A 24,138-nucleotide genomic window follows, 5' to 3' on the forward strand; every position below is an offset into this window, starting at 1 on the left:
CCGGGTCAATCGGCCCAGGGGCAAGGGGTGTGACCGATGCGGGGCTTGGCCTTTCTGATCTGCGCGATGCTGCCGGGGGCGGTGCTGGCCGAGCCCGTGGTGCTGCGGGTCGAGGCGCAGCGCGCGGTGGCGGCCGAGGCGATGATCGCCCGCTGGGCCCGGCGCTACCCCGAGGTGATGCGCTTCCCGCTGCCCGGCGGCTGGACCGGCATCGGTCTTGGGCCGATGGAGCGCGAGGAGGCCGAGGCCGAGCTTGCCCGCCTCAGCGCGGCGGGCGAGATCCCCGGTGACAGCTTCATCGTGCCGGTGCCCGAGGGTGCGCAGCCGGTTGCGGCTGCCGTGGCGGGAACTGCCGGCGCTCGGCCCGACGAAGCGGGTCCGGCGGCAGGAGCCTCGACCTTCGCGCCCCAAGGCGCAGGCACGGCCGACGCAACCGCAGGCCCTGCGCCTGACACGGCCGCCGCCGAGGCTGTCATTGCGCCCCCGACCGGCGACTACCTGCGCCTGCAGCGCTTCGACACGCGCGAGGCGGCGGATGCGGCGCTGGCGACCTGGCGCGAGGATTTCCCCGAGGCCGGGCTGTTCCAGCAGCCCGACGGGGGCCTGGCCATTGCGCTGGGCCCCATGCCCGCCGAGGTGGCCGAGGCCTGGCTGGGCGCCTTCCGCCGGGCCGAGCGGGTGGGCCGCTTCGCCGCCGTCCTGCCGCCCGACGACCTGGGCGAGCCGCTGGAGCCCGCAGGCGCCATCGAACTGCCCCAGGCGGGTCCCGGCGCCGAGATGCCGCCGCTGGAGGACGTCCAGCGCGCCCTGCGCTGGGCAGGCCATTACAGCGGCGAGATCGACGGCAAGGACGGTCCGCAGACCCGTGCCGCCATCGCGGCCGAGGTGTTGTCCCTGCGCGCCTCGCCCGATGCGGCCGAAACCATGCGCGCGCTGATCGATCGGCGCGAAGCGTGGCGGACGGACATGAAGCTGACGCAACTGGACGACCCGCAGTCGGGCCTGTCGCTGATGGCGCCGATGGACCGGCTGCAGTTCGACCGCAACGAACAGGGGCTGTCGATCTACGGGCCGAAGGACGAATCCGGCGCGGCGCTGATCCTGTACGGCGCGCCGGGCGGCCAGCAGGAGATGCTGGACTTCACCGGCCTTGTCACCGCGCTGGGCTGGGTGCCCTCGCCCGAGAGGCAGGTGACACAGGGCCGCGCCTCGCTGATCGGGCGCAACGACACCCATATCGGCCAGGCCGAGGCGCGGGTCGTCGATGGCCGCGTCCAGGGCGTCGTGCTGATCTGGCCGGTGATGGACGCCGCCGACCAGCCCCATGTCGCGGCGGAAATCCTCGACAGCCTGCGGGCGACCCCGGCGCCGGAACCTGCGCCACAGGCGGAAGGCCCCGCCGGAACCGATCCCGCCTGACTACTGCCGCCAGAAGCGCGGCAGCAGCACGACCAGGACGGTGATCAGTTCCAGCCGACCGAGATACATTCCCAGGATCATCAGCCATTTCGAGGTTTCGGGGAAGGCCGCGACGCCACCGTTCGCCGTCACCTCGGGGCCCCAGATCGGGCCCACGTTGGCGATGGCGGTCCAGGCGGCGGTCAGGGCGGTGCGGGAATGCAGCCCGCTCAGCGCCAGCGCCACGATCAGCACCCCGAAGGTCAGCACGAACAGCGTGAAGAAGGCCATGACCGAGTTGACCACCTCGGCGTCCAGCCTGCGCCCCTGCAGCCGCAAGGGCCGAACGCGATGGGGCGAGTGCATCTGCACCAGCTGCCCGCGCAGGGCCTCGAACAGCACCTGATAGCGGAAGACCTTGATCGAGCACACCGTCGATCCCGTGCAGCCCCCGATCAGCCCCGCCAGCACCAGCAGCACGAAGGGCAGGTGACCCCATTGGGTCACGTCGGCCGAGGCGAAGCCCGTGCCCGAGATGATGGTGACGACGTTGAAGATCACCTCGCGCAGCAAGTCGAAGGAGGGCGCGACCTCGCGCCAGATCGCCTCATAGGCCATGATCAGCCCGCAGATGGCGGTGATGATGCCCAGGTAGGCGCGGATCTGGCTGTCGCGCCAGATCGGGCCAGGGTCGCCATGCGCCAGTTGCAGCATCCGCACAAAGGGAAGCGAGGCCAGAATGGTGAAAAAGGACGCCGCATATTCGATGGGGCCGATGAAAGGGACGAAGCTCGCGTCATAGCGCCCGAAGCCGCCGGTCGAGCAGGTCGTCAGCGCGTGCATCACCGCGTCGAAGCCGCCCATTCCCAGCGCGGCATAGGCCAGGGCGCAGGCAATGGTGATGCCGAGGTAGAGCTGCGCCATCTCGGCCGCGATCTGGCCCGCCCGCGGCATGACCTTGCCCATGGTGTCGAAGCCCTCGGACTTGAAGAACTGCATGCCGCCGACCCGCATGATGGGCAGGAACACCATGGCGACCACGACGATGCCCAGGCCTCCCGCCCATTGCAGGATGCCGCGCCACAGATGCGTGCCCAGCGGCAGGCCATCAAGCTTCCGGAAGGCCGTGGCCCCGGTCGTGGTCATGCCCGACATCGATTCGAACATCGCGTCGGTCCAGCTTGCCCCCGGCGCGCCCAGCACGAAGGGAATCGCCCCCAGCACCGGCAGCACCATCCAGAGACCCGTGGTCAGAAGAAAGGCCTGCTCGATCTGCAGCCGCCCGCCGCCGCCCCGCGTCGCCAGCATGGTCATCAGGCCCAGGACGACCGTCCCGCAGGCCGAGGCCACGAAGGCGCGCCAGTTCGGGTCGCCCACGCTCCAGTCCACGGCGGCCGGCAGCAGCATGAGCCCGCCCATGGCGACGGAAAGCTTTGAGATCGCCTGGACGACGGGGCGGATGTCGATCATCCCGCCTGACTGCCCCCGCGCCTTGCGCCGGTCAAGCGCGGCCCGCTTGCGCGGCGGGTCCTGCTTGGGTAAAGCTGCCCGTCATGCGGGTGTAGCTCAATGGTAGAGCAGCAGCCTTCCAAGCTGAATACGTGGGTTCGATTCCCATCACCCGCTCCAATCCTCTTTCTTGTCGGCAGGCGCCATGAAGCGCAGACCCTCTAGGCGGAAGGGAGCTTCCGCAGCAGGCGCCGCCGGATCGACAGGCCGAGAAGGCCCGGGAAAATCAGGCAGACCGCTGCGGACAGAATCGACCTTTCGTTGACCAGACCATAGAAGATCCCGACTCCGGCGCTGACCAGCACCACCGCGGCCGGGCCCGCCAAGCCGGGCGAGAGGCGGCGGCAGATCCCCTGCGCCAGCAGGAAGCAGAGAGCGGCGTTCCCCGCCAGCCACAGGCGGCTGAGCCCGCCCAGCGGCATCTTGAAGGGCGCGGGCAGCCAGACCTGCCCGAAGCCCACTGCGGGCGACAGCGCGTCGCAGATCAGGTGGACGTACAGGCCGATCAGCGCCCCGGCCGCAGGCATCAGCCCGATCCTGCGGCGGAAAAGCAAGGGGATGAGCGCGGGCAGCGCCGAATGCGTCAGGATCGAGCGGTGATGCAGCAGCGACAGAAGCATCAGATCCACGTCCGGCACGGCCAGGAACAGGCAGGCGATGGCGGCAAGAACGGCTGTGCGCCAGATCACGGGTCACCTCTGGGTCGCGGTCTGCGTGAAGCGAAAGGCAACTCGCCCGGAACAAGCGCACGCGCAAGGCGGATGTTCCTGATTCCGGCCTGCCTTCCACGCAGGCCTGCACCTTTCCCGTGCCGCGCCCCGGAACGGGCGGACCGCTGCGGGGTTGACCGGGCGACCGCCCCCGTGCGACCGCAAGGGCGGTCACCGCCGAAACGCCGATCCGCCGAAAGATCATGCCATGTCCCGTCCCGCCGCGCAGCGCCTGTCCTTCTTCCTTCTAATGGGGGTGACGCTTTACGCCTCGCTCTTTGGCGCGGGCTGAGGGCGGGATCATGGCGAAACGGTTCGGCGGCAAGTATTCCCCCAACGCAGGCCGGGCGGACAATGCCCCTCCCGCGCGTCCCGCGCCGGGCGAGGTGCGCCACCCGCATGAAGGGCGGACCAAGTGGATCACCTTCATGGCCTCGCCCTTCCTGCTGACGGCCTTCTTCCAGGGCGATCCTGTGGTGATGGCGACCAGCCTTGCAGGCTTCGGCATCACTGCGGGCGCGATGTGGATGACGCGCGAAGGCCTGCAGGCCGAGGCCGCCTATGACGCGCGCCGCGTGGCCCGACGCCCGGCGATCCCGCGCAAGCTGTTCGGCGGCGTGTTGACCGGCCTCGGGCTGGCCGTGGGCTCGGCCGAGCCCGGGGCGCTGGGGGGCGCGCTGGCCATCGGTTTCACCGGCTCGATCCTGCACTGGCTGACCTTCGGCCCGGACCCGATGAGCGACAAGGGCATGGAGGGCGTGGACAGCTTCCAACAGGACCGCGCCGCCCGCATGGTCGAAGAGGCGGAAAAGCACCTGGCTGGCATCACCGACGCGATCAAGCGGGTGGGCGACCGGCGGCTTGAGGCGCGGGTGGGGATGTTCGCCGCGACTGCGCGGCACCTGTTCGACGGGGTGGAACAGAACCCCGGCGCGCTGGCCGCGGCCCGCCGATACCTGGGCGTCTACCTGATCGGCGCCCGCGACGCGACGGTGAAGTTCGTCGATCTTTACTCCCGCACCCGCGACGAAGGCGCGCGCGCGCAATACGAGGCCCTGCTGGGCGACCTGGAAGCCGGCTTCCAGGCGGTGACCCAGCGGCTGCACCAGGGCGGGCGCACCGACATGGACATCGAGATCCAGGTTCTGCGCGACCGACTGGCCCGCGAGGGCGTCCGCCCGCCCGAGGGCGCCCTGCTGGAGGATCGCAGCGAGCAGACTGCGGACGAGCTGTTCCGCATCCCCGAGAACCTTCGCCGCCGCTAGTCCCATGCCGCGCTTTGCGCTGAAGATCGAATATGACGGCGGCCCCTTCGCCGGCTGGCAGGCGCAGGCCGAGCTGCCCTCGGTCCAAGGCGCGGTCGAGCGCGCGCTGGCCGCGCTGGACCCCGGCTTTCGCGCGGGCGCCCGGATTGCGGCGGCGGGGCGGACCGATGCGGGTGTCCATGCGACGGGGCAGGTGGCCCATGCCGACCTTGAGCGCGACTGGGACCCTTTCCGGCTGTCCGAGGCGCTGAACTGGCATCTCAAGCCTGCCCCCGTTGCGATCCTTGCCGCCGCACGTGTGGACGATGACTTCCATGCCCGCTTCTCGGCTCAGGGGCGGCGCTACCTGTTCCGCCTGCTGTCCCGCCGGGCGCCTGCGACCCATGACCGCGGCCGTGTGTGGCAGGTCGTTCATCCTCTGGATGTTCAGGCGATGCGGGAAGGCGCGGCGCATCTGGTGGGGCGGCATGACTTCACCACCTTCCGCTCGACCATGTGCCAGGCGGCCAGCCCGGTGAAGACACTGGACCGCATCGCCATCGAGGAGATCGCGGTGCCCCATGGCGCGGAATACCGCTTCCACCTGTCCGCGCGGTCCTTCCTGCACAACCAGGTCCGGTCCATCGTGGGCACGCTGGAACGCGTGGGCGCCGGGGCATGGGCGCCCGACCGGGTGCGAAACGCGCTTGAGGCGCGCGACCGAGCCGCCTGCGGGCCGGTCTGCCCGCCGCAAGGACTGTATCTGGTGGGGGCGGACTACCCGGCGGACCCGTTCAGCGCCGCCGCTTCCAGCCGGGGATGATCACCGTCATCACGGTGTTCCAGATGATCCACAGGTCCAGCGCCAGCGTCCGGCGCTGCTGGTAGATCAGGTCCAGCCGCAGCTTCGTGGGCAGGCAGCGCCGGTAGTAGGCGGCCTCGGTTGCCTCGGGCGAGTGGCAGCGCGCCATGATCCGGTCCTCATGCGCGTGGTAGATCAGCGTGGCAAGGCCCGTGACGCCCGGTCGCGTCCGCAGCACCTGGGCATAGCGGCGGGGGAAACGCTCGACATATTCGCGCAGGGGCGGGCGGGGGCCGACAAAGCTCATGTCGCCCTTGAGGATGTTGAACAGCTGCGGCAGCTCGTCGATGCGCGTGCGGCGCAGGATGCAGCCCAGCCGCGTGATCCGCCAGGCCTTGTGGGCGCCGGTCGCGCCCGCGTCTTCATCGACGGCGGTCATGGTGCGGAACTTGATCAGCCGGAACGCCCTGTCGGACGCCCGCATCCGTTCGGAAACGTAGAAGATCGGCCGCCCCTCGGCCACCAGCAGCAGTCCCGCCACCACCAGCATGACAAGCGACAGCGGCACCAGCAGCAGAAGCGCCAGCGTCACGTCGAACAGCCGCTTGCCGAAGGTCATCCCCACGGCAGGCGCACGGCCCGCACGCCGTGACGCGATCAGCCCCGCGTCGCGCGCCAGGGGGGCGGCGAAGGAGGCAAGACCGATCTGTTCGCTGTTCCAGTCGTGTTGGACCGTCACTCGCCCTGCCACCTCTGGTTGGTCATGCTGGGGACACCGCCTGCGGTTAGCATAGTGGGGGTTCGATGCAAGTGCAGCAAACCCCTTTCCTTCGGGGGTTGAGAAGCTGATGCAGTTTTGCGACTCTGACCGGCAGGAATTGGCCGATGGCACCGAAAGGGCGGGACGATGCGCAAGTTTCTGGTCGTGCTGGACGACAGCAAGGAGTGCCTGAACGCCATCCGCTATGCCGCCTTGAGGGCCGCCAATACCGGCGGCGCGGTGCAGGTGCTGGCCGTCATCCCGGCCAGCGAGATCCAGCACGGGTTCGGCGTGGCCGAGGTCATGCGCGCCGAGGCGCGCGAGCGGATCGAGCAGCAGTTCGAGGTCTTCGCCAAGTGGATGCGCGACCGCCCCGGCGTCGAGCCCGAGCTGGTCGTGCGCGAGGGCGACCCGGGGGGCGAGCTGATCGCCCAGATCAGCGGCGACCCCGAGATCGCCATCGTTGTCCTGGCCGCCGCCTCGGACAGCGGCGGCCCCGGTCCCCTGGTCACGCGGCTGATGCGCGAGATGACCACGCTGCCCTGTCCGCTGACCATCGTGCCCGGCGACATCTCGCGCGAGCGGCTGGAGCAGATCACCTGACAGGTGCCGAAGGACCGCCAGCCTTGACTTGGAGGCCGCCGCGACCATATCGGACCTGACCGAGGAGCACCCGATGTTCATTCAGACCGAGACCACCCCCAACCCCGCCACGCTGAAGTTCCTGCCCGGCGAAACCGTGCTGGGCAGCGGCACCGCAGACTTCCCGACGCCCGAGGGCGCGGCGGCCAGTCCGCTTGCGCGCCGCATCTTCGCGGTGCCCGGCGTCGCGGCCGTGTTTCTGGGGTCGGACTTCGTGACCGTGACCAAGTCCGACGCGGCGATCTGGGACCAGATCAAGCCGTCGATCCTGGGCGCGATCATGGACCACTACCAGTCTGGCGACCCCGTGATGCCGGGGGCCGCCGCGACCCAGGCCAGCGCGCATGCCGCCCATGACGGCCCCGACGCCGAGATCGTGGGCCAGATCAAGGAACTGCTGGACACCCGCGTCCGGCCCGCCGTGGCCCAGGACGGCGGCGACATCACCTTCCACGGCTTCGACCGGGGCGTGGTCTACCTGCACATGCAGGGCGCCTGCGCGGGCTGTCCGTCCTCGACCCTGACGCTGAAGATGGGGATCGAGAACCTGCTGCGCCACTACATCCCCGAGGTGGTCGAGGTGCGCCCCGTTGCCTGACCCTCTTCGGGTGCTTGGCTTCGACACGTCGGCCGCGCATTGCGCGGCCGCTGTCGTTTGCGGCGACCGCGTGCTGGCCGAACGCGCCGAGCCCATGACCAAGGGGCAGGCCGAGCGGCTGTTTCCCCTGCTGGAGGAACTGCTGGCCGAGGCAGGCCTGGCGTGGTCCGACCTCGACGCGATCGGCGTGGGCACGGGCCCCGGCAACTTCACCGGCGTGCGCATCTCGGTCGCCGCCGCGCGGGGGCTGGCGCTGTCGCTGGGCATTCCGGCGATCGGTGTCAGCGCGACCGAGGCGGCCGCCTGCGGCGTGCCCCGCCCCTGCCGGGCCGTGGTTCCGCTGCGCGGAAACGAGGTCGTGTGGGAGGACTTCGGTTCTCAGGATACCGCAGGGCTGCAGGACGGGATCCCGGCCAGCCAATACGCCAAGATGGGTCGCTCCCATGCTGCGGCTTCTCAGGACGGGAACGATGCGAGCCAGCCCCGTGCCTCTGGTCCCCGCCTGGGCATGATCGACGATCTTCCACCGGGTCCGCCTGACTGCGCCCCTCTCTATCCCGTCGCGGTCGCCATTGCGCGGGTTGCCCGTGAACGTAGGACTGAGGGCCTTGCCGGGACGGCGGACACGGGCGCCCCCGCCAGCGGAACCCGCAAAGCCGCGCTTCCGGGCGCGCGTCCTGCGCCCCTTTACCTGCGTCCGGCCGATGCCGCGCCGCCTCGCGACCCCCCACCCGTGATCCTGCGATGAGCGGCGGTCCCGCGATGGGGCCCGTGCAACTCGCGGCGTTGCACGACCGGTGCTTCGTGACGCCGAGGCCCTGGACGGCCGCCGAGTTCGATGGGCTGCTGTCTGCGCCCGGCTGCGTCCTGCTGACGGCAGCTGGCAGCTTTCTCCTTGGCCGGGTTGCGGGGGGCGAGGCCGAGCTTCTGACCCTTGCCGTTGCACCCGAGGCGCGCTGCGCGGGCTTGGGTCGGGCTCTGGTCGGCAGCTTCCTCGAGCAATGCAAGGCCCAAGGCGCCGAGGCGGCCTTTCTGGAGGTCGCCTCGGACAACGCCCCCGCACTTGCGCTTTACCGCCGGACGGGATGGGCCGCAGTCGGCCGCCGCCCGCGATACTATGCCCCCGGCATCGATGCCGTGGTGATGCGGCACGGGCTTGGCCCGGCCGCGTGACGGTCCATTCCGGCCTTGGAGGGCGGAACGCGCCTGATCAGCCATCCGAGGTGCAGCGCGGCGAGGCGGCGCTGGTGCCCTGCCTCCGATCCTCTTGGTGCCCCTGCAGGACCTCACTGGCCGCAAGGTCGATCATCTGGCACAGGCCCCCGTCCCTGCGCATGCCTGTCCGCAGGCCCTCGCGTCACCAGCGCCTGCGCTCTGCCTCTGTTTTCTCCTGCGCCAGGACCTGCCGCTGCACCTGCAGCAGCGCTTCGGCCCGCCCGAAGGCCAGAAGGGCGGCACGATGGGCCGCGTCGAGGCCCGGCTTCATCCGCACCAACGCCGCCTCGCCGCGCTGCGCCTCTCCGGCGCGATAGGCGACCAGCGCAGTGGTGAGCCGCCACTGGTCCAATGCATCGGAAACCGGCGTGGCGATCGCCTCGGCCAGTTCGGCCCGGATGCCCTCGACCTGCCGCTGCATGGCGTCGGCATGGGCGCGATAAGCCGAATAGCGCCGCAGGTCCGCGTCGGCCTTCAACCGCGCGATCCGCGCCAGCTTGCCAAGCTGATCGGCCTTGCGGCTCATCTTCCGGTTCCCGCGACAGGCGAACGGACGCGCGCAACTGCGCCCGTCCTCCGATCCACGCCCAAAGGCAAGAGGCAGGCCAGGGGTCCGTTCCAGCGCATCCGGCCAACCCTACGGTCGCACCGGCTGAACATCTTCCGGCACGCTCGCTGCCAACCGCCGGAAGCAGTGCCGCACCCGCCGCAACCACTTCCCATCCTTCGGGCTTGCTTCTCCCAACCGGGTTCAGGAGCAGGGCAGGGCTTTCCCTTGCCCATCATCGCGCCGCCCCTTCGAGGGCGCCGTCATAGCCTCGCCGCGCCTTGGCGCGCATCGCCTCCGCAAAGCGGATGGCGGCGGCGACGGGACCGAACTCGGTGCGCGGGATCTCGTCGCCGATCCTGACGGTTGCGTGCAGGGCACGGGCGCAGGGCGGGTCGGACCAGATCGGCACCCTGTGGTCGCGGGCGCGCTGGCGGATGCGGGCCGCGACCTCGTCCACGCCCTTGGCGAGGCAGACCGGCGCCCGGCCGCTGCCCCGCTTCCATTCCAGCGCAACGGCGTAATGGGTCGGGTTCACGATCACCACGTCGGCGCGTTCCACGTCCGCCAGCATCGAGCCCAAGGCCAGATCGACGGCCTTCTGCCGCCGCGCGGCCTTGAGATGGGGGTCGCCCTCGCTGTCCTTGTGCTCGTCCTCGACCTCCTTGCGGGTCATGCGGTTGCGGCGGCGGTGATCGAAATGCTTCCAGAGCAGATCGATGCCTGCGAAAACCGCTGACACGGCCAGCGCCAGCAGCAGCACCTGCCGGATCAAAAGGGGCAGCGCCTCGATCCAGGCCGTGGCGCCCATGTTCGCCGCCTGCGCGATGCTGCGGCCCAGGGTGGAAAACAGCAGCACGCCCCCCAGCGTGACGCCGCAAAGCTTCGCCAGCGAAATGGCGAAGCTCACCAGCCCGGTCTTGCCGAACTTCTGGCCCGCGTTCCTGAACGGGTCGATCCGCTTGAGATCGGGGGCGAGGCGCGACGGCGTGAAGACAAGCCCCCGCTGCGCCAGCAGCCCCGACACCACCATTGCGGCCGAAACCAGTGCCGCGCCCAGCACGGCGACCCCCGACAGAAGGCCCAAGGACCGCGCGGCGGCCTCGGCGCCATCGGGCAGGGCCCCGGCGCCCATCAGCCGCTCGGCCATACCCAGCCAAGCCGGCACCATCGTCGCCATGCCCATGATAAAGGCACCAAAGATGCCCAGGTAGGCCAGCGCCGTCGTGGCCTCGGTTGACCGCGGGATATCGCCCTGCTCGCTCGGCTCGTGCTGGCGGTCGTCCTTGTCCTCGCCGCCGCTCATCGCAGCCCCGACAGGTCGACGGACAGGACGGCATCGGCCCAGATCGCCAGCAGCCCCGGCGTCAGCAGGGCCAGCGCCACCAGCGCGAGCCCGATCGCGGCGGGTGCCGCCACGAAGACGACGGGCATGGCGGGCATCACCCGCGAAACCACGCCCGAGAGCATCTGAAACAGAAGCCCGCCCAGGACAAAGGGCGAGGCGATCAGCAGCGCCAGGGTGAAGCCGTGGACGACCAGCGCCAGAAAGGCGGGCCACAGCTGCGCGATCTGGGGCCAGAGCCCCGCAGGCTTCAGCGCGAAGCTGTCGGTCAGCAACTGGCAGACCAGGATCGGCAGCCCCAGCGCCATCAGCAGCGCCATGCCTGCCATGTGCATGAGGTTGCCGACAGGGTGGGGCGGCATGTCCTCGGATATCCCCAGCATCGCCGACATCGAGGCGCTTTGCGCCAGCGCCGTCGAGGCCACGTCGAGCGCCATGGCGACCACCCGCACCATGAGGCCGAGTGCCAGCCCCGCCACGATCTCGGCCGCGACCAAGGCCGCGAGTTGCAGCGGCGCGGGCAGGGGCCCGGGTCGGGCAGCGCCCGCGTAAAGGGGCGTCAGCGCCATGGCTGCGGCCACGCGGATGCGAACGGGGATCATCCGCTCGCCCAGGCCCGGCATCGCCAGCAGGCAGGCCTGGATGCGCGCGTAGACCAGCAGCAGCGGCATCAGCCAGGGAAGAAGGTTCGGGCCCAGCGTCATGGCTCGACCGAGCCCACCAGCCGGACGCGGGCCTGCGGGTCGACCTCCTCGAGGCCGAGCACCGGCCAGGAGAGACCTGCGCCCGCCGCTACCGCGCGGACCAGCCGGCGACGGTGGTCGGGGACGACCAGCGCGGGCTGGGACCCGGGCGGCAGGCCGGCGGCGGTCAGGCGAAGCTTTTCGGTCAGGCGTTGCATCAGCGGCGGGGTCACGGCGCCGGCGGCGCGGCCCGGTTCGGATTCGGCGCGCAGGAACTCGGCCTCCCACCCCGGATGCAGTTGCAGGACGTCCAGTTGCCCGTCGGGGTCCGCCAGCGCCTCGGTGATCTGGCCGCGCAGGCGCCGGCGGACGAACTCGGCGGCAATCTCGGGGTCGGGCGAGCGGCTTTCATGGATGCCTTCCACGATCAGCGCAAGGTTCCGGATCGAGATGCGGTCCTCAAGCAGCAGGCGCAGCACGGACAAAAGCTGCTCGGGCGCGACCTTGTCGGGGATCAGGCTGTCGAAGACGCGCTGGTACCCCTGCGCCCGCGTTTCGTCCGACAGCGCGCGCAGTTCCTGCATCAGCCGCTGCATCGAGCCAAGGGTCAGCAGCGCGGGCATCTGCGACTTGACGGTTTCCATGAGATGGGTGGACAGGACCTCCATCGGCGTCACGACGCTGGCACCCGCGATGGCGGCCTCGTCCTGGCGCGAGGGGTCGATCCAGCGGGCGGGGCTGTCGTAGACGGGCTCGCGCGTCCGCTCGCCGGGGATATCGGCCAGGATGTCCTCGGCGCCGAGCGCAAGAATCTGGTGCCGGTTCAGCCGCCCGCGCGCGCGCACGACACCGTGGATGCGGATGACGTAGTCGCCGCTGCCCATGCCGATCGCGTCGGTGATCCGCACCTCGGGCAGGATGATGCCGTAGCTGCGGGCGATGTGAATGCGCAGGTTGTTGATCCGCCCGCCCAGACCCCGCGCCGGGTCGAGCGCGGCGGCGATCAGGTCCGCGCCGATTTCCACGCAGATCTCGTCGGTGTCCAGCACGTCGCCGATGCGGGGGCGGGCTTCCTGCGGGGGCAGGGCGGCCGCTTCGTCATCTCCGGGCGCCGCCACCGGCCGGGTGGCGGCGCGCCAAGCGAACCATCCCGCAACCGCCGCGATGGCCAGGAACATCAGCGTGGGCATGCCCGGCACGAAGCCCAGCACGGCCATCGCGCCTGCGGCCAGCGCCGGGGCGTGCCAGTTCTGCGCCAGTTGCTGGGACAGCAGGTCGGCCGTCGATTCCGTCGAGCCTCCGCGTGACAGCAGCAGTGCCGCCGCCATCGATGTGATGAGCGCGGGGACCTGCGTGACCAGCCCGTCGCCGATGGTCAGTTGCGAATAGGTGGACAGCGCCTCGGACGCGGGCATCCCGTGGGCGATCAGCCCGACGCCCAAGCCCACGAAGAAGTTGACGGCAGTGATCAGCAGCCCGGCGATGGCGTCGCCCTTGACGAACTTGGACGCGCCGTCGAGCGAGCCGTAGAAGCTGATTTCCCGCTGGTCCTGCGTGCGGCGGCGCTTGGCCTCGTCATGGGTGATCGCGCCCGAGTTCAGGTCGCCGTCGATGGCCAGCTGCTTGCCCGGCAGCGAATCGAGCGCAAAGCGCGCCGAAACCTCGGCCATCCGCCCCGAGCCCTTGGTGATGACCATGAAATTCACAATCGAGATGACGGCGAAGACCGTGACCCCGACCATCAGCGAGCCGCCCGCGACGAACTGCGCAAAGCCGTTGATGACCTCGCCCGCTGCATCGGGGCCGGTATGCCCCTCGGTCAGGATCAGGCGCGTCGAGGAGACGTTCAGCGACAGCCGGATCACCAGCGACAGCAGCAGCATCACTGGAAAGGCCTGGAAGTCGGTCGGCTTGTGAACGACGCTTGCCATGACCAGGATCAGCACCGACGTGGCGATCGACAGCGCGATCCCGGCATCCAGCAGCGCCGCCGGGATCGGGACCACCATCGACATCACCACCAGCACCAGCACGCCCGTGATGGCGAGCGGCTTGGCCGAGGCCCCCAGCCCCTCGGCCGGAGTCACCGCGCTCATTTATCTTCCCCTGGACTGGCAGGGCCCGCAGGCGAGATCACCCAGTCCACCGGCATCACCACGTCCGCCAGAAAGCCCGCTCGGCGCAGATAGGCGATCACCAGCAGCCGCTGGTCGGGGGGCAGGGCCTGCAGCCGGACAGGGAAGTCGGGAGCAAGCTCCTCTCCGGTCAGCAGCCGCGCGGTCGCGTCGTCGACGAAGGCAGAGGCGGCCGGGCTGAGGGCCTGGGCTGCGGCAAGAGCAAGGGCTGCCAGCATCATGCGGCCTTCTTCATCTCGCGCAGCGCGCTTTCGACCTCGGTGAAGCTCGGACGCAGGTGCTCGGGTGCGGCCTGGCGGCCCACCTCGACGCAAAGGTTCGTCGCATGCTGGTGCAACCCCGCGATCAGCACCGACTTGATGACCTCGTAGAAGGCAAGGTCCTGTTTCATCACCGCCGCCAGCCGCTGCGACAGGGGCGCGACCAACCCGTAGGCGAGAAAGACGCCCAGAAAGGTGCCGACCAGTGCGCCGCCGATCATGCCGCCCAGCACCTCGGGCGGCTGGTCGATCGCCCCCATGGTCTTGATGACGCCCAGGACCGCCGCGACGATTCCCAGCGCGGGCAGGGCGTCGGCCATGTTCTGCAGCGCGTGCGGGACATGCATCGCCTCTTCCTTCATCAGGGCGATGCGACGCGCGAGCATGTCCTCGACCTGGTAGGGGTCGTCGTAGTTGAGGCTGGCCGAGCGCATGGTGTCGGTGATCAGCGTCACCGCGTTCTCGTCGGCGAGGATCGCGGGATAGGCCTGAAAGATCGCGGACCCCTGCGGGTTCTCGACATGCTCTTCCAGCGCCACGGGGTTCGAGCGCGCGATCTTGAGCAACTGGAACAGCAGGCACAGCATCTGCGTGTTGTCGGTCTCGTGCCAGCGCGGGCCCTTGAAGGCGCGGATGATACCCGGAACCGTGTGCTTCAGGGTCGCGCCGTCGTTCGACAGCAGGTACGACCCGACCGCCGCACCGCCGATCATCATCATCTCGAAGGGCAGCGAATGGGTGATCACCGCCATCTTGCCGCCGGCGAGGATATAGCCGCCAAAGACCATGGCGAAGGTCAGGACGATGCCGATGATGCCGAACATGGCTCAGTCTCCGGTCAGGCGGCGCGCGCCCATGTGAGCGGTCAGGACCGCGGCCTGCCCCGGGTCGATCTGGGCGATGATGCGCGCGCCCGCGTCGGGCTGGACGCGCGTCAGGATCTCGGCCGCGAAATCGGGGGGCAGGGCCGCGATGATCGTTGCGGCCTCGGCAGGCTTCATCGCGTCATAGACGGCGATCAGCCGCTCGATCCCCTCGGTCCGTCCCGCCTCCTGGCCCGCGCGGGTTTCGCCCAGGGCGGTCTTGGCCTTTTTCAGGGACAGGAGCCGCGCTGTGATCTGCGCTTCCGCGGCGGCAATCTCGCCCTTGCGGCGCTCGAGATCGGCCAGCGCGCGATCCACGGCGATGCCCCGCAGCCGCAGCGTTTCGGCCAGGGCCACGGCCTCGGGAATGTCGGTGCAGCCGTCGAGCAACTCGGTCGAGGCAGCCTCGGCCGTCAGTGAGCGCGCAAGCCGGTCGCCCTGCGCGATGGCCGCCCCCGCGACAAGGGCGATGGCGCCGCCCATCCAGAAGATGCGGTCAGGCATGGCCGGCCTCCTTGACCCGCCGGCGGCGCAGTGGACGGTAGGGCGCCGCCTGTGGCAGGAACTGCTGCTGCAGCGCCCAATATGCGCGTTCGGACTTGGCCTTCTCGATCTCGCGCGCAAGGCCGTCGCTTGCGGTCGTGGCGCCCGCCTGGGCGGCGGCCAGAGCCGCCTCCAGCCGCGCGATCTCGGCCGCCATGACGGCGATCGCACCCCCCAAGCCCGTTTCCAGGTCGTTCAGCTTGCGCAGGCGCCGCGCGAGGACGTGGCAGAAACCGGCCACGGCCAGACCCGCGACCACCAGCGCGCCTTGCAGGATGAGGGAAAGGGTCATTGGATGCGGAACTCGGTGATGAGAAGGTCGCGAAGGGCGGCGTCACCCAGGATGAAGCGGGTGCGGGTCGCCAGTTCGGCCCGCAGGATTTCCAGGATGCCGCGGCGGCTGAAGGCGGCCGCGTCGATCTGCGACAGGAAGCCATTGAAGCTGTCGGTGATGCGCGGCATCAGCAGCCGCGCCTGACCAAGCGCCTCGGGCGCGACCTCAAGCGTGACGGCCAGCGCCAGCGTCTGCGTCCGCTCGCCGGGAAGGGTCAGCACGATGCGCGGCACGTCGAGGAAGGTCGCGGCAGGGGGCGCTTGCGCCTCGGCCGGGGAAGGTTCGGCGGGGCGCAGCATTGCCATCGGCGACCAGAGCCCCGTGGCTGTCGAGCCTGCCCCCGCCACCAGCGTCAGGACCGGCAGCAGCACCGGAAGCAGCCGTTTCAGCAGCGGCCGGGGGGGCGATGCGTCAAGCGGTTCGCTGATGTCCGTCATCTGATTCTCCGTCCTGATGGGACCGGAGTAGCAGCAGGGGGCTAACCAATTCTTAATCGGCCCCGTGCCATCACCGTTCCTGTCGATTCGAGAACGATTCGAGAGGGCGGAATGCAGAAGCTTGCCGAGTACTGGAACGACCGCAGTGCCAGCCAGAAGCGGCTGATCGGGGCGGCGTTCCTGCTGACCTTCCTGGCCGTCGCGGGCTTTGCCTGGCTGGCCAGCCGCACGCCCATGGCGCTGCTCTATTCCGGCCTCGATTCGGCTCGGGCGGGCGAGGTGATGGCCGAGCTCGACAAGACCGGCATCCCTTCGGAAATCCGTGGCGACGCGATCTGGGTCGCCGAGGCAGAACGAGACCGGCTGCGGATGACGCTGGCGGGCATGGGTCTGCCCTCGCAGGGCGGCGCAGGCTACGAGATCCTGGACGGGATGTCGGGCTTCGGCACGACCTCGCAGATGTTCGACGCGGCCTATTGGCGGGCAAAGGAAGGCGAGCTTGCCCGCACCATCCTGACGGTTCCGGGTGTCAAGGCGGCGCGCGTGCATGTCGCGCCTCCTTCTACGCGGGGCTATCGGCGTGACGCAGGCGGGGCGGCCTCGGTCACGGTCACGATGAACGGGGGCACGCTGGACGCCAGGCAAGCGCAGTCGCTGCAGTTTCTGGTCTCCTCGGCGGTGCCCGGACTCGACCCCGAGCGGGTCAAGGTGATCGACAGCGCCCGCGGCATCGTCTCGACCGGCGAGGAAACCGTCGCCGCTGACCGCGCGAGTGAAATGAAGCGCAACGTCGAGCGCATCCTCGAACCCCACGTCGGCCCCGGCAACGCCATCGTGGAACTGAACCTCGACCTGGTGACCGAAACCGAGCAGCTGTCCGAGCAGACCTTCGACCCGAACGGCCGCGCGCTGGTTTCGCAGGAAAACGAGGAAACCACCGACCAGTCCACCAATGGCGAGCAGGCGGCGGTCACGGCCTCGTCAAACCTGCCCGAGGGGACGGGTGCGCAGGGCGAGCAGAGCCGGACATCCAGTTCGGAAACGCGGCAGCGGCAGAACTATGAGGTGAGCCGCCTGACGCGCGAGGTCCTGCGCCAGCCCGGTGCCACGCGGCGGCTGACGGTGGCGGTGCTGGTGAACGGCACGGTCGAAAAGGCTGCCGACGGCACCGAGGCGCTGGTTCCTCGCAGCGAGCCCGAACTTGAGGCATTGCGCGAGTTGGTGGCCTCGGCCGTGGGCTTCGACGAGGCGCGAGGCGATGTCATCACCGTCAAGTCGCTGCCCTTCTCGGCGCTTGGCACCGAGGGCAGCTCGGCCGAACCCGGCGGGCTGCTGGCGCAGTTGCCGCTGAACGACCTCGCCCGGCTGGCGCTGATCGGCTTCTTCGCGCTCGCCGTGGCGATGGTCGTGATGCGTCCCATCCTGCGCGCACGCTCGGCCAGGGCCGAGCCCGGGCTGCTGGACAACTCGGGCGCAGGCACGGACGGGATCCTGGCCCCTGCCCTGGCCCCTGCCTTGGCTCCGCCCGGAGCCGCCCCCGGGGCGGAACTGCCGAGCCTGTCGGCTGCCGCGCCTGAGTTCGAGGTGACGCCGCCCGCCGCGCTGGCCGATCCCGTGGCCCGCCTGCGCGAGTTGATGCGCGAGCGGCAGGAGGAAAGCATGCGCATCCTGTCGGGCTGGATCGGCCAGAAGGAGGAGGCCTGATGGGCGCTCTGCTTCAGCTGGAACGCTTCGACCTTGGTGCCGAGACGGCCCCGCCGCCGCCTGTCTTCGCGCAGTCCGACCTGGAGGCCGCCTTTGCCGAAGGGCTTTCGCAGGGTCGGAGAGAGACGGAGGCCCTGCAGCTCGACCAGCTTTGCGCCGCCCTGAGCGGACTGTCCGAGCGGCTCGAGGCCGAAAGCGCCGCCCGCCTTGCCGCGGGCGAGGGGCAGGTCCGGGCCCTTGCGCCTTTGGTCGGGGCGCTTCTGGACGGGATCATGCCGGCTGTGGCGCGGGCACGGCTGGAAGCGGCGCTTCTGGCCGAATTGCGGCAGCTTGCGGCCTCGGTCACGCCGCTGACCGTAAAGATCCGCTGCGGGCCGGACATGGCGGCTTTCACGGCGGCTTGCCTCGCCATGACCGGCATCGAGGCGATCGGGATAGACCCCTCGGAACCCGAGGGGTGCATCGAGGCCGAGATGCTGGGCGGCACCGCGGCCTGGGAGGTTGCGCGCGTGGCCGAGCAGCTGCGCGGCCTTGTTCTCGAGATGATGGAGGTGGAGTGACATGGACCTGGAACAGAGCCTGATCCCGACCGAGCAGATCCAGGTCGAGATCGCGATCCGCATTGGCCGCACGCGGATGTCGGTGGCGGACCTCGCGCGCCTTCAGGCCGAGGACGTGCTGCCGCTGGACCAGGATGCCGCGGGGGGGGTCGAGATCTGCATCGGCGACAAGGTCGTGGCCCGCGGCGAGCTTGTCGAACATGGCGAGAGCCGCCTGGCCGTGCGCATCCTCGGCCCGTCCGCCGCATGACGGGGAAGAGCAGCGGTAATGGGTGCGGCAGGGGGGCACCGATTTCTGCAATGATCGTGCCAAGCGGCCCTGCTTGGGCAGCGACGGCAATGGGTCCGGCAGCGTCAAGGCAGAGCAGGGCCTGTAGGATATGCTTCCCGCTTGGTTGGGCTGCCTTGGCTGTTCTCGCAGCCTTGCCGGACAGCGCGGCAGCGCAGGATCTTTCGGGTCTTGTTGCCCAGACTGCAGGCGGGGTCAGCCAGAATGCCGTGATCCTCGTAGTGGGGCTGACGCTGCTGTCGCTCGCGCCCGGGCTCGCGGTCATGGTGACCTGCTTTCCCTTTGTCGTGACGGTGCTGTCGATCATGCGCCAGGCGATCGGGCTGCAGCAGTCGCCACCGAACATGCTGATCGTCAGCCTTGCCCTTTTTCTCAGCTGGTACGTGATGGACCCGGTGCTGCGGGACGCCTGGGACGTCGCGGGCGCGCCGCTGACGCGGGGCGAGATCGCACTGGACACCGCCTTTGATCGCGGGATCGAGCCCTTCCGCCGCTTCATGGCCGAGCGTACCGACCTCGACACGATGGCCGCCCTGGCCGAGGTGGCGCCGCGCCCCGAGATGTCGCAGCCCGGCCCTGTCGCGCCCGAGACGGCTCAGGGTGACGTGCCGGACCCCGAGACAGCGCCCTTGTCGCTCTTGGTGCCCGCCTTCATGCTGACCGAGATCGAACGCGCCTTCGCCATCGGTTTTCTTGTCTCGCTGCCCTTCCTGATCATCGACCTGGTGGTTTCCGCGATCCTGATGTCGATGGGGATGATGATGGTGCCGCCCACCGTCGTGGCGCTACCTTTCAAGCTGGCCTTCTTCGTGACGGTCGATGGCTGGGGGCTGATTGCAGCGGCCTTGGTGCGGGGCTATCAGGGTGGTGGATGAGCCCCCGCCTCGAGTGCTGGTAAACCCAGAGGTGGTAATGATGCGGCAATGTCCGCCGTGACGCAGTCCAGGGCAAATGTGACCTCGGGGAAGCTCATCATGCAGCTGAGATCATGCGCCTTGCTTGGCCATGGCCATATAGGGATCTTTCGGGTCCCGCAGCATCCTGAAGACGCATGGCTGCGCCTCCACGGTCCGCGGCAGTGCTGACGCCCGGAATGGACAAGGGGAGCGGGCGCGTCAAACCGCCTGCCAATCCATGACGATGACCGGTGTCGCTGATCGCGGCTGCAGGCTCGAACGACAGGCACAAGGTGAGCCCATCGGATAGTGCTCATTGCGAGGAGCCATCGGCGCTGCGGCCAAGGTCATGCTGCAGGTTTCGACCGACCTTTGCCATGGGGCCACAAAGACGGATTGATGCACTTGCCATGATGGGCGAGTCCATTTTCATCAGCGCCGGGCCGTCAGGGTGACAACGATCCTCGGATTTGAATGGAGCGGAAAGGCCGAAGTCCCGACCTCGCCAGGCGGACGCCGAGACCCGGCACGCTGCGCGCCAGCGGGGCCGGAAGTTCAGGAGTGCATTGCGCAGGAAGGCACCAGGACTTCTCGGAGGCCGGGCGCTCCGAGGTGCCTGCCGCTCAGGCCGCCAGGCCGCGCGCGCCCATGTCGAGGAACTTCTGCCGGCGGGCGCGGATCAGGTCGGCGGGCTTGCGGCCCTGCAACTCGCCCAGCAGACGCGCGATCTCGTCGCCGACCGAGCGGATCGTCTCGTCGCGTTCGCGCTGGGCGCCACCGGTGGGCTCGGGGATGATCGCGTCGATCACGCCCAGCTTTTTCAGGTCCTGCGCGGTCAGCTTCAGCGCCTCGGCCGCCTCGCGCATCTTCTCGGCATCCTTCCACAGGATCGAGGCGCAGCCTTCGGGCGAGATCACCGAATAGATCGAATGCTCCAGCATCGCCACGCGATCGGCCGTGGCGAAGGCCACCGCGCCGCCCGAGCCGCCCTCGCCGATGATGACCGAAACCAGCGGCACGCCGATCTGCAGGCATTTCTCGGTCGAGCGCGCGATGGCCTCGGACTGCCCGCGCTCTTCGGCGCCCTTGCCGGGATAGGCGCCGGGCGTGTCCACCAGGGTCACCACCGGCAGGCGGAAGCGGTCGGCCATGTCCATCAGCCGGATCGCCTTGCGATAGCCCTCGGGGCGGGCCATGCCGAAGTTGCGGTGGATGCGCGAGCGGGTGTCGTTGCCCTTCTCGTGCCCGATCACCACCACCGCCTGGTCGCGGAAGCGCGCAAGGCCCCCCATGACCGCGTGGTCGTCGCCGAAGGCGCGGTCGCCCGCGAGCGGCGTCCATTCGGTGAACAGCGTCTCGACATAATCCTTGCAATGCGGCCGGTCGGGGTGGCGCGCAACCAGCGCCTTCCGCCACGGATCGAGGTTGCGGTAAAGGTCGCGCAGCATGTCCTGCGCCTTGCGATCCAGCGCCGCAGCCTCTTTCTCGAGATCAACGCCCTCGCCCCGGCGGGCGAGCGCGCGCAGCTCCTCGGCCTTGCCTTCCAGGTCGGACAGCGGCTTTTCGAACTCGAGATAGGTCATGGGCGGGCGCCTTTCGCTGATCGCCGCCTATATGCGGGGCAAGGCGGCGGATTGCAACGAAGGCCGCGCGGCGGGGGCGCGCGCAGGGCCGCTTGCCAAGAGGCGTCCGGGGGCGCAGTCTCGTGCCAGAAAGGCCCGAGGTCGCCATGCCCGCCATCCTTCTACGCCTTCACCCGCCCCGCCCCGACTTTCCCGATGGCGCGACCGCCGCCGAAGAACAGGCGATGACGCACCATGCGGCCTGGTGGCAGGCGATGGCCGACGAGGGCTATGCGATCGCGGTCGGCCCCGTGCTGGACCCCGAGGGGGTCTGGGGCCTCGCGCTTGTCTGGGCCGACAGCGAGGCCGACGCGCTGCGGCTGGTCAAGGGCGACCCGGTGCTGACCGCGGGCCTGGGCTTCCGCTACACGGCGGTGCAGATGGGCGGGCTGATCCTGCCGGGGTCGTGACCTACCAACGGTTCAGTGCCGCCTCGTCCTCGTCCTTGGCGGCGACCCAGCCGCGCGGGCCTTGCGCGCCGATCTCGCGCTTCCAGAACGGGGCACGGGACTTCAGCCAGTCCATCAGGAAATCGGCGGCATCGAAGGCTGCGCGGCGGTGGCGGGCGGCGGTGGCGACCATCATGATCGGCTCGCCGACCGCGATGCGGCCGTGGCGATGGACGACCAGCACGTCGATCAGGCCGAAGCGCTCGGCGGCCGCCTGCGCGTGTTCGGACAAGGCGCGTTCGGTCATGCCGGGGTAATGCTCGATCTCCAGCGCGGTCAGGCCGTCATCGGCGCGTACGAGGCCGGTAAAGGTCACGACCGCGCCCGCACCCGCGCCGAAGCCCTGCGTCAGGGCGGCAGCGTCGAAGGGCTCGGGCTGGACGAGGACGCGCATCAGCCGCCCGTCATCGGAGGAAAGAAGGCGACCTCGCGCGCATTGCCCAAGGGGGCGTCCAGGTCGGTCAGCGCCTGATCCACCGCGACCCGCACGGCGCCCAAGTCCGACAGCGCCGCCGCATAGCGGTCGCCTCGCGCGACCAGCTCCGCCACCAGCTCGCGCACGGTGGCGGCCGAGGTGTCCACGCGCTCGCGCGGGGCGCCGATGCGTTCGCGCAGCCAGGCGAAGTAAAGGATATCCAGCGTCATCGCACATCCCTCAGCCAGGGCCGGGCCTTCTGGAAATAGTCCCAGCCGGTGATCGCGGTCAGGATCGCCGCGATCCACATCAGGACCAGCCCCAGATGCGTGGCGAGGTCCGACCAGTCGCCGCGCCAGACGCGGCCTTCGCCCACCAGCGGCGGCAGGCCCTTTTCATAATAGTCGATGCCCGTGCCCAGGAACATGACGGCGATGGCGATCATCTGGGCGGTGGTCTTCCACTTGGCAAGCCTGGTGACCTTCAGCCGCCCGGCGTCCGAGCCCAGGAATTCGCGCAGCCCGGCGACGAAGACCTCGCGGAAGAGGATCACGGTCGCGGGCAGGATCAGCCAGGGGTTCATGCCGGAATAGCCGGTGATCACGACCAGCGCGATCACCACCATCGCCTTGTCCGCGATCGGATCCATCGCCGCGCCGAAACGGCTTTCCTGCTGCCAGCTGCGCGCCAGATGGCCGTCGATCCAGTCGGTCACTGCCGCCAGAACGAACAGCGCCAGCGCCGCGAAATCGGCAAAGGGGCGGCTGATGAACAGAAACATCAGCGGCACACCGGGGGCGGCGACCAGGCGCAAAAGCGTCAGCAGGTTGGGCAGGTTCCATCTCATGCCTCGCAGGCTAGTGTCTCGGGCGCGCGGGCGAAAGGGGCGGCAGGCGCGATGCACGAAGCTTTCATCCCCCTGCGGCGGACCGGCGCCCGGATCGGGCGTCAGTCGTTGCCGAACAGCCCCTTGAGGCCCCGCGTCAGCAGGTTGCCGACCTTGGGGCGCGGCGCCTGGATGAAGGGCAGGGGGCGGCAGACCTCCATCGCGGCGATGCCGACGCGGGCAGTGAGCGCCCCGTTCACCACGCCCTCGCCGAAGCGGCGGCTGACCTTGGCAAGGATGCCGCCGCCGGCGACGGTGTGGATGAGGTCGTCACCCGCCGCGACCGCGCCCGTGGCGATCAGGTGGGTGACGACGGTGCGGGCCAGCCGCCAGCCGCCCACGGCGCCCGCGCGGCCGCCGTAGATCTCGGCCATGCGGCGGATCATCCGCAGGTTCGCGGCCAGCGCGGTCAGCACGTCGGCCAGCGCCAGCGGGATCAGGGCGGTCGCGGCGGCGACGGTGCGGGCCGCAGCCTCGATCTCGCGCCGCGCCTGCTGGTCGAGGGGGGCCAGCAACTCGGCCTCGGCCATCGCCAGGACAACGCGGGCATCGAAGCTGTCGCCCCGGCGCTGGGCAAGGTTCTGGCGCGCGCGCGCCATCTCGGGGCGGCGGGCGTAAAGCGCGTCGAGCCGGTCCACCGCCGCGTTCGCGCGCTTCAGGTCGCCCGAGGACAGGGCCAGCCCCGATTCGCGGTGGATCGCGTCGATGCGCCCCAATCGCGCCCAGGCGGCGTATTCGCGCACCGCCAGCGCCAGGGTGGCCAGCGTGAAGGCGGCAAACAGACCGATCCCGGTCCAGCCCAGCACCGGCGAGCGCGCCATGAGGCTGTCGAAGAACCGCAACGCCGCCATGGACAGCAGAAAGGTCAGCAGCGCCGCGAGGCTGTTCAGGAAGAATCGCGTGACCTTCGAGGGGCCGCGACCCACGATCCGCGTCACCATCTCCATCGTGCGCGGGCGGGGCAGGGACGAAGGCAGCCCGTCGTCGATGGGCGGCGCGTCGGCAGGCGAGGGACCGGCGGGCGCATCCAGCAGGCGCGGCGCGCGGGCGTCCCGGCGCGGAGGGGGCGTGTCGGTCCGTTCGACGCGGGGCGGGACCGGACCAGGCACCGAACGGTCCTGCGGGTCCGGACGCGTCTCCTGCGGCGGCGACGTGGCATCCCCAAGCCCCGAGGCCGGGCGAGCAGCCTCGGGCTCTGCCGCGCTCTCGGACGCGGCGGGTCCGTATTCGATCAGGACCGGCCCCCGGCGGGGCGGAGGAGTGTCAGGCATCACGACCCTCGTTGAACAGGA

30 protein-coding genes and 1 tRNA gene are annotated in these 24,138 nt (G+C 69.9%); 13 read left to right on the forward strand and 18 right to left on the reverse strand.

The genetic code is table 11. The features are described from left to right. Positions 1-36 precede the first annotated feature (36 nt). Positions 37-1,419, forward strand: coding sequence for a peptidoglycan-binding domain-containing protein (locus tag ACFFII_RS09335; RefSeq protein WP_377698614.1), 1,383 nt, complete (start codon positions 37-39; stop codon positions 1,417-1,419). Here ACFFII_RS09335 and ACFFII_RS09340 read toward each other — a convergent pair whose 3' ends face one another. Further along, positions 1,420-2,868, reverse strand: a complete 1,449-nt coding sequence (locus ACFFII_RS09340) for a TrkH family potassium uptake protein (RefSeq protein ID WP_377698615.1) — start codon at positions 2,866-2,868, stop codon at positions 1,420-1,422. Positions 2,869-2,953: 85 nt separating this feature from the next. Between ACFFII_RS09340 and ACFFII_RS09345 the strand changes: the two genes are divergently transcribed. Continuing rightward, positions 2,954-3,027 (forward strand) — tRNA-Gly (locus tag ACFFII_RS09345). A gap of 41 nt (positions 3,028-3,068) precedes the next feature. Here ACFFII_RS09345 and ACFFII_RS09350 read toward each other — a convergent pair. After that, positions 3,069-3,596 carry a hypothetical protein gene (locus ACFFII_RS09350; protein ID WP_377698616.1) on the reverse strand — a complete coding sequence of 176 codons (528 nt, stop codon included), beginning with the start codon at positions 3,594-3,596 and terminating at the stop codon, positions 3,069-3,071. Between the two features lie 323 nt (positions 3,597-3,919). On the opposite strand from ACFFII_RS09350, the gene ACFFII_RS09355 reads away from it, so the two are divergent. Both ACFFII_RS09355 and truA read left to right on the forward strand, forming a co-directional pair. Next, entirely contained in the window at positions 3,920-4,882 is a 963-nt protein-coding gene (locus ACFFII_RS09355; protein ID WP_377698617.1) for a 5-bromo-4-chloroindolyl phosphate hydrolysis family protein, read from the forward strand. Positions 4,883-4,886: 4 nt separating this feature from the next. After that, a complete protein-coding gene (gene truA / locus ACFFII_RS09360; protein ID WP_377698618.1) occupies positions 4,887-5,684 on the forward strand; it encodes a tRNA pseudouridine(38-40) synthase TruA in 798 nt (265 codons plus the stop codon). Here truA and ACFFII_RS09365 read toward each other — a convergent pair. Then, the gene (locus tag ACFFII_RS09365) at positions 5,656-6,282 is read right to left on the reverse strand and encodes a sugar transferase (protein WP_377698802.1); all 627 of its coding nucleotides are present in this window, start codon (positions 6,280-6,282) and stop codon (positions 5,656-5,658) included. The two genes, truA and ACFFII_RS09365, sit on opposite strands and share 29 nt — an antisense overlap. A gap of 288 nt (positions 6,283-6,570) precedes the next feature. Here ACFFII_RS09365 and ACFFII_RS09370 point away from each other — a divergent pair, with 288 nt between their 5' ends. From ACFFII_RS09370 to ACFFII_RS09385, 4 genes are all read left to right on the forward strand, one after another. Further along, positions 6,571-7,026 carry a universal stress protein gene (locus ACFFII_RS09370; protein WP_090751729.1) on the forward strand — a complete coding sequence of 152 codons (456 nt, stop codon included), beginning with the start codon at positions 6,571-6,573 and terminating at the stop codon, positions 7,024-7,026. A 73-nt stretch (positions 7,027-7,099) separates the two neighbouring features. Then, complete coding sequence (locus ACFFII_RS09375) at positions 7,100-7,663, forward strand: NifU family protein (protein WP_377698619.1); 564 nt, start codon at positions 7,100-7,102, stop codon at positions 7,661-7,663. After that, positions 7,656-8,411, forward strand: a complete 756-nt coding sequence (gene tsaB, locus ACFFII_RS09380) for a tRNA (adenosine(37)-N6)-threonylcarbamoyltransferase complex dimerization subunit type 1 TsaB (RefSeq protein ID WP_377698620.1) — start codon at positions 7,656-7,658, stop codon at positions 8,409-8,411. Before ACFFII_RS09375 ends, tsaB begins: the two co-directional genes overlap by 8 nt. Next, a complete protein-coding gene (locus ACFFII_RS09385) occupies positions 8,408-8,836 on the forward strand; it encodes a GNAT family N-acetyltransferase (RefSeq protein ID WP_377698621.1) in 429 nt (142 codons plus the stop codon). The genes tsaB and ACFFII_RS09385 overlap by 4 nt, the downstream gene beginning before the upstream one ends. Before the next feature lie 37 nt (positions 8,837-8,873). On the opposite strand, the gene ACFFII_RS09390 is transcribed toward ACFFII_RS09385, so the two are convergent. From ACFFII_RS09390 to ACFFII_RS09435, 10 genes are all read right to left on the reverse strand, one after another. After that, on the reverse strand, positions 8,874-8,999 hold the full coding sequence (locus ACFFII_RS09390; RefSeq protein ID WP_377698622.1) for a hypothetical protein: 126 nt from the start codon (positions 8,997-8,999) through the stop codon (positions 8,874-8,876). Positions 9,000-9,020: 21 nt separating this feature from the next. Then, positions 9,021-9,404 carry a hypothetical protein gene (locus ACFFII_RS09395; protein ID WP_377698623.1) on the reverse strand — a complete coding sequence of 128 codons (384 nt, stop codon included), beginning with the start codon at positions 9,402-9,404 and terminating at the stop codon, positions 9,021-9,023. A 256-nt stretch (positions 9,405-9,660) separates the two neighbouring features. Next, positions 9,661-10,731, reverse strand: coding sequence for a flagellar type III secretion system protein FlhB (flhB, locus tag ACFFII_RS09400; RefSeq protein WP_377698624.1), 1,071 nt, complete (start codon positions 10,729-10,731; stop codon positions 9,661-9,663). Further along, positions 10,728-11,474, reverse strand: a complete 747-nt coding sequence (locus ACFFII_RS09405; RefSeq protein WP_377698625.1) for a flagellar biosynthetic protein FliR — start codon at positions 11,472-11,474, stop codon at positions 10,728-10,730. Before ACFFII_RS09405 ends, flhB begins: the two co-directional genes overlap by 4 nt. Then, the gene (locus tag ACFFII_RS09410; protein WP_377698626.1) at positions 11,471-13,549 is read right to left on the reverse strand and encodes a flagellar biosynthesis protein FlhA; all 2,079 of its coding nucleotides are present in this window, start codon (positions 13,547-13,549) and stop codon (positions 11,471-11,473) included. The genes ACFFII_RS09405 and ACFFII_RS09410 overlap by 4 nt, the downstream gene beginning before the upstream one ends. Beyond that, complete coding sequence (locus ACFFII_RS09415; RefSeq protein WP_377698627.1) at positions 13,546-13,806, reverse strand: hypothetical protein; 261 nt, start codon at positions 13,804-13,806, stop codon at positions 13,546-13,548. The genes ACFFII_RS09410 and ACFFII_RS09415 overlap by 4 nt, the downstream gene beginning before the upstream one ends. After that, complete coding sequence (motA, locus tag ACFFII_RS09420; RefSeq protein ID WP_377698628.1) at positions 13,806-14,672, reverse strand: flagellar motor stator protein MotA; 867 nt, start codon at positions 14,670-14,672, stop codon at positions 13,806-13,808. The genes ACFFII_RS09415 and motA overlap by 1 nt, the downstream gene beginning before the upstream one ends. 3 nt (positions 14,673-14,675) lie before the next feature. Further along, complete coding sequence (locus ACFFII_RS09425; RefSeq protein WP_377698629.1) at positions 14,676-15,215, reverse strand: MotE family protein; 540 nt, start codon at positions 15,213-15,215, stop codon at positions 14,676-14,678. Next, positions 15,208-15,546 (reverse strand): hypothetical protein, encoded by a 339-nt coding sequence (locus ACFFII_RS09430; protein ID WP_377698630.1) that lies wholly within the window; start codon positions 15,544-15,546, stop codon positions 15,208-15,210. The genes ACFFII_RS09425 and ACFFII_RS09430 overlap by 8 nt, the downstream gene beginning before the upstream one ends. After that, positions 15,543-16,025 carry a flagellar basal body-associated FliL family protein gene (locus tag ACFFII_RS09435; RefSeq protein WP_377698631.1) on the reverse strand — a complete coding sequence of 161 codons (483 nt, stop codon included), beginning with the start codon at positions 16,023-16,025 and terminating at the stop codon, positions 15,543-15,545. The genes ACFFII_RS09430 and ACFFII_RS09435 overlap by 4 nt, the downstream gene beginning before the upstream one ends. 111 nt (positions 16,026-16,136) lie before the next feature. Here ACFFII_RS09435 and fliF point away from each other — a divergent pair, with 111 nt between their 5' ends. The 4 genes from fliF (at position 16,137) to ACFFII_RS09455 (ending at position 19,453) form a co-directional block, all read left to right on the forward strand. Further along, positions 16,137-17,729 (forward strand): flagellar basal-body MS-ring/collar protein FliF, encoded by a 1,593-nt coding sequence (gene fliF, locus ACFFII_RS09440; protein WP_377698632.1) that lies wholly within the window; start codon positions 16,137-16,139, stop codon positions 17,727-17,729. Next, on the forward strand, positions 17,729-18,289 hold the full coding sequence (locus ACFFII_RS09445; protein WP_377698633.1) for a hypothetical protein: 561 nt from the start codon (positions 17,729-17,731) through the stop codon (positions 18,287-18,289). Before fliF ends, ACFFII_RS09445 begins: the two co-directional genes overlap by 1 nt. A gap of 1 nt (position 18,290) precedes the next feature. After that, on the forward strand, positions 18,291-18,539 hold the full coding sequence (locus tag ACFFII_RS09450) for a FliM/FliN family flagellar motor C-terminal domain-containing protein (protein WP_377698634.1): 249 nt from the start codon (positions 18,291-18,293) through the stop codon (positions 18,537-18,539). 248 nt (positions 18,540-18,787) lie between these two features. Then, a complete protein-coding gene (locus tag ACFFII_RS09455; protein WP_377698635.1) occupies positions 18,788-19,453 on the forward strand; it encodes a flagellar type III secretion system pore protein FliP in 666 nt (221 codons plus the stop codon). A gap of 644 nt (positions 19,454-20,097) precedes the next feature. Here ACFFII_RS09455 and ACFFII_RS09460 read toward each other — a convergent pair. Then, the gene (locus ACFFII_RS09460; RefSeq protein ID WP_377698636.1) at positions 20,098-21,057 is read right to left on the reverse strand and encodes an acetyl-CoA carboxylase carboxyltransferase subunit alpha; all 960 of its coding nucleotides are present in this window, start codon (positions 21,055-21,057) and stop codon (positions 20,098-20,100) included. Positions 21,058-21,203: 146 nt separating this feature from the next. On the opposite strand from ACFFII_RS09460, the gene ACFFII_RS09465 reads away from it, so the two are divergent. Next, positions 21,204-21,506 carry a YciI family protein gene (locus ACFFII_RS09465; protein ID WP_090751694.1) on the forward strand — a complete coding sequence of 101 codons (303 nt, stop codon included), beginning with the start codon at positions 21,204-21,206 and terminating at the stop codon, positions 21,504-21,506. 1 nt (position 21,507) lies between these two features. Here the strand turns inward: ACFFII_RS09465 and ACFFII_RS09470 are convergent, their stop codons facing one another. The 4 genes from ACFFII_RS09470 to ACFFII_RS09485 form a co-directional block, all read right to left on the reverse strand. Beyond that, complete coding sequence (locus tag ACFFII_RS09470; RefSeq protein ID WP_377698637.1) at positions 21,508-21,939, reverse strand: molybdenum cofactor biosynthesis protein MoaE; 432 nt, start codon at positions 21,937-21,939, stop codon at positions 21,508-21,510. Beyond that, entirely contained in the window at positions 21,939-22,184 is a 246-nt protein-coding gene (gene moaD, locus ACFFII_RS09475; protein WP_377698803.1) for a molybdopterin converting factor subunit 1, read from the reverse strand. Before moaD ends, ACFFII_RS09470 begins: the two co-directional genes overlap by 1 nt. A 2-nt stretch (positions 22,185-22,186) precedes the next feature. Further along, positions 22,187-22,807 (reverse strand): CDP-diacylglycerol--glycerol-3-phosphate 3-phosphatidyltransferase, encoded by a 621-nt coding sequence (gene pgsA, locus ACFFII_RS09480; protein WP_377698638.1) that lies wholly within the window; start codon positions 22,805-22,807, stop codon positions 22,187-22,189. 101 nt (positions 22,808-22,908) lie between these two features. Beyond that, positions 22,909-24,117: a YcjF family protein gene (locus ACFFII_RS09485; protein WP_377698639.1), complete on the reverse strand. Its 1,209-nt coding sequence runs from the start codon at positions 24,115-24,117 to the stop codon at positions 22,909-22,911. Positions 24,118-24,138 lie beyond the last annotated feature (21 nt).

Origin of the sequence: Paracoccus niistensis, assembly GCF_042432925.1 — a bacterium.
Classification (GTDB): Bacteria; Pseudomonadota; Alphaproteobacteria; order Rhodobacterales; family Rhodobacteraceae; genus Paracoccus; species Paracoccus niistensis.

Coding starts and splice junctions, on each gene's coding strand:
- ACFFII_RS09335 (WP_377698614.1), top strand. CDS start 37: ATGCGGGGCTTGGCCTTTCTGATCTGCGCGATGCTGCCGGGGGCGGTG.
- flhB (WP_377698624.1), bottom strand. CDS start 10,731: ATGAGCGGCGGCGAGGACAAGGACGACCGCCAGCACGAGCCGAGCGAG.
- pgsA (WP_377698638.1), bottom strand. CDS start 22,807: ATGAGATGGAACCTGCCCAACCTGCTGACGCTTTTGCGCCTGGTCGCC.
- ACFFII_RS09410 (WP_377698626.1), bottom strand. CDS start 13,549: ATGAGCGCGGTGACTCCGGCCGAGGGGCTGGGGGCCTCGGCCAAGCCG.
- ACFFII_RS09425 (WP_377698629.1), bottom strand. CDS start 15,215: ATGCCTGACCGCATCTTCTGGATGGGCGGCGCCATCGCCCTTGTCGCG.
- ACFFII_RS09435 (WP_377698631.1), bottom strand. CDS start 16,025: ATGACGGACATCAGCGAACCGCTTGACGCATCGCCCCCCCGGCCGCTG.
- ACFFII_RS09390 (WP_377698622.1), bottom strand. CDS start 8,999: ATGCGCAGGGACGGGGGCCTGTGCCAGATGATCGACCTTGCGGCCAGT.
- ACFFII_RS09415 (WP_377698627.1), bottom strand. CDS start 13,806: ATGCTGGCAGCCCTTGCTCTTGCCGCAGCCCAGGCCCTCAGCCCGGCC.
- ACFFII_RS09405 (WP_377698625.1), bottom strand. CDS start 11,474: ATGACGCTGGGCCCGAACCTTCTTCCCTGGCTGATGCCGCTGCTGCTG.
- ACFFII_RS09365 (WP_377698802.1), bottom strand. CDS start 6,282: ATGACCTTCGGCAAGCGGCTGTTCGACGTGACGCTGGCGCTTCTGCTG.
- ACFFII_RS09460 (WP_377698636.1), bottom strand. CDS start 21,057: ATGACCTATCTCGAGTTCGAAAAGCCGCTGTCCGACCTGGAAGGCAAG.
- ACFFII_RS09485 (WP_377698639.1), bottom strand. CDS start 24,117: ATGCCTGACACTCCTCCGCCCCGCCGGGGGCCGGTCCTGATCGAATAC.
- truA (WP_377698618.1), top strand. CDS start 4,887: ATGCCGCGCTTTGCGCTGAAGATCGAATATGACGGCGGCCCCTTCGCC.
- ACFFII_RS09355 (WP_377698617.1), top strand. CDS start 3,920: ATGGCGAAACGGTTCGGCGGCAAGTATTCCCCCAACGCAGGCCGGGCG.
- motA (WP_377698628.1), bottom strand. CDS start 14,672: ATGTTCGGCATCATCGGCATCGTCCTGACCTTCGCCATGGTCTTTGGC.
- ACFFII_RS09395 (WP_377698623.1), bottom strand. CDS start 9,404: ATGAGCCGCAAGGCCGATCAGCTTGGCAAGCTGGCGCGGATCGCGCGG.
- ACFFII_RS09340 (WP_377698615.1), bottom strand. CDS start 2,868: ATGATCGACATCCGCCCCGTCGTCCAGGCGATCTCAAAGCTTTCCGTC.
- ACFFII_RS09370 (WP_090751729.1), top strand. CDS start 6,571: ATGCGCAAGTTTCTGGTCGTGCTGGACGACAGCAAGGAGTGCCTGAAC.
- ACFFII_RS09465 (WP_090751694.1), top strand. CDS start 21,204: ATGCCCGCCATCCTTCTACGCCTTCACCCGCCCCGCCCCGACTTTCCC.
- ACFFII_RS09385 (WP_377698621.1), top strand. CDS start 8,408: ATGAGCGGCGGTCCCGCGATGGGGCCCGTGCAACTCGCGGCGTTGCAC.
- fliF (WP_377698632.1), top strand. CDS start 16,137: ATGCAGAAGCTTGCCGAGTACTGGAACGACCGCAGTGCCAGCCAGAAG.
- ACFFII_RS09430 (WP_377698630.1), bottom strand. CDS start 15,546: ATGACCCTTTCCCTCATCCTGCAAGGCGCGCTGGTGGTCGCGGGTCTG.
- ACFFII_RS09450 (WP_377698634.1), top strand. CDS start 18,291: ATGGACCTGGAACAGAGCCTGATCCCGACCGAGCAGATCCAGGTCGAG.
- ACFFII_RS09375 (WP_377698619.1), top strand. CDS start 7,100: ATGTTCATTCAGACCGAGACCACCCCCAACCCCGCCACGCTGAAGTTC.
- ACFFII_RS09470 (WP_377698637.1), bottom strand. CDS start 21,939: ATGCGCGTCCTCGTCCAGCCCGAGCCCTTCGACGCTGCCGCCCTGACG.
- ACFFII_RS09445 (WP_377698633.1), top strand. CDS start 17,729: ATGGGCGCTCTGCTTCAGCTGGAACGCTTCGACCTTGGTGCCGAGACG.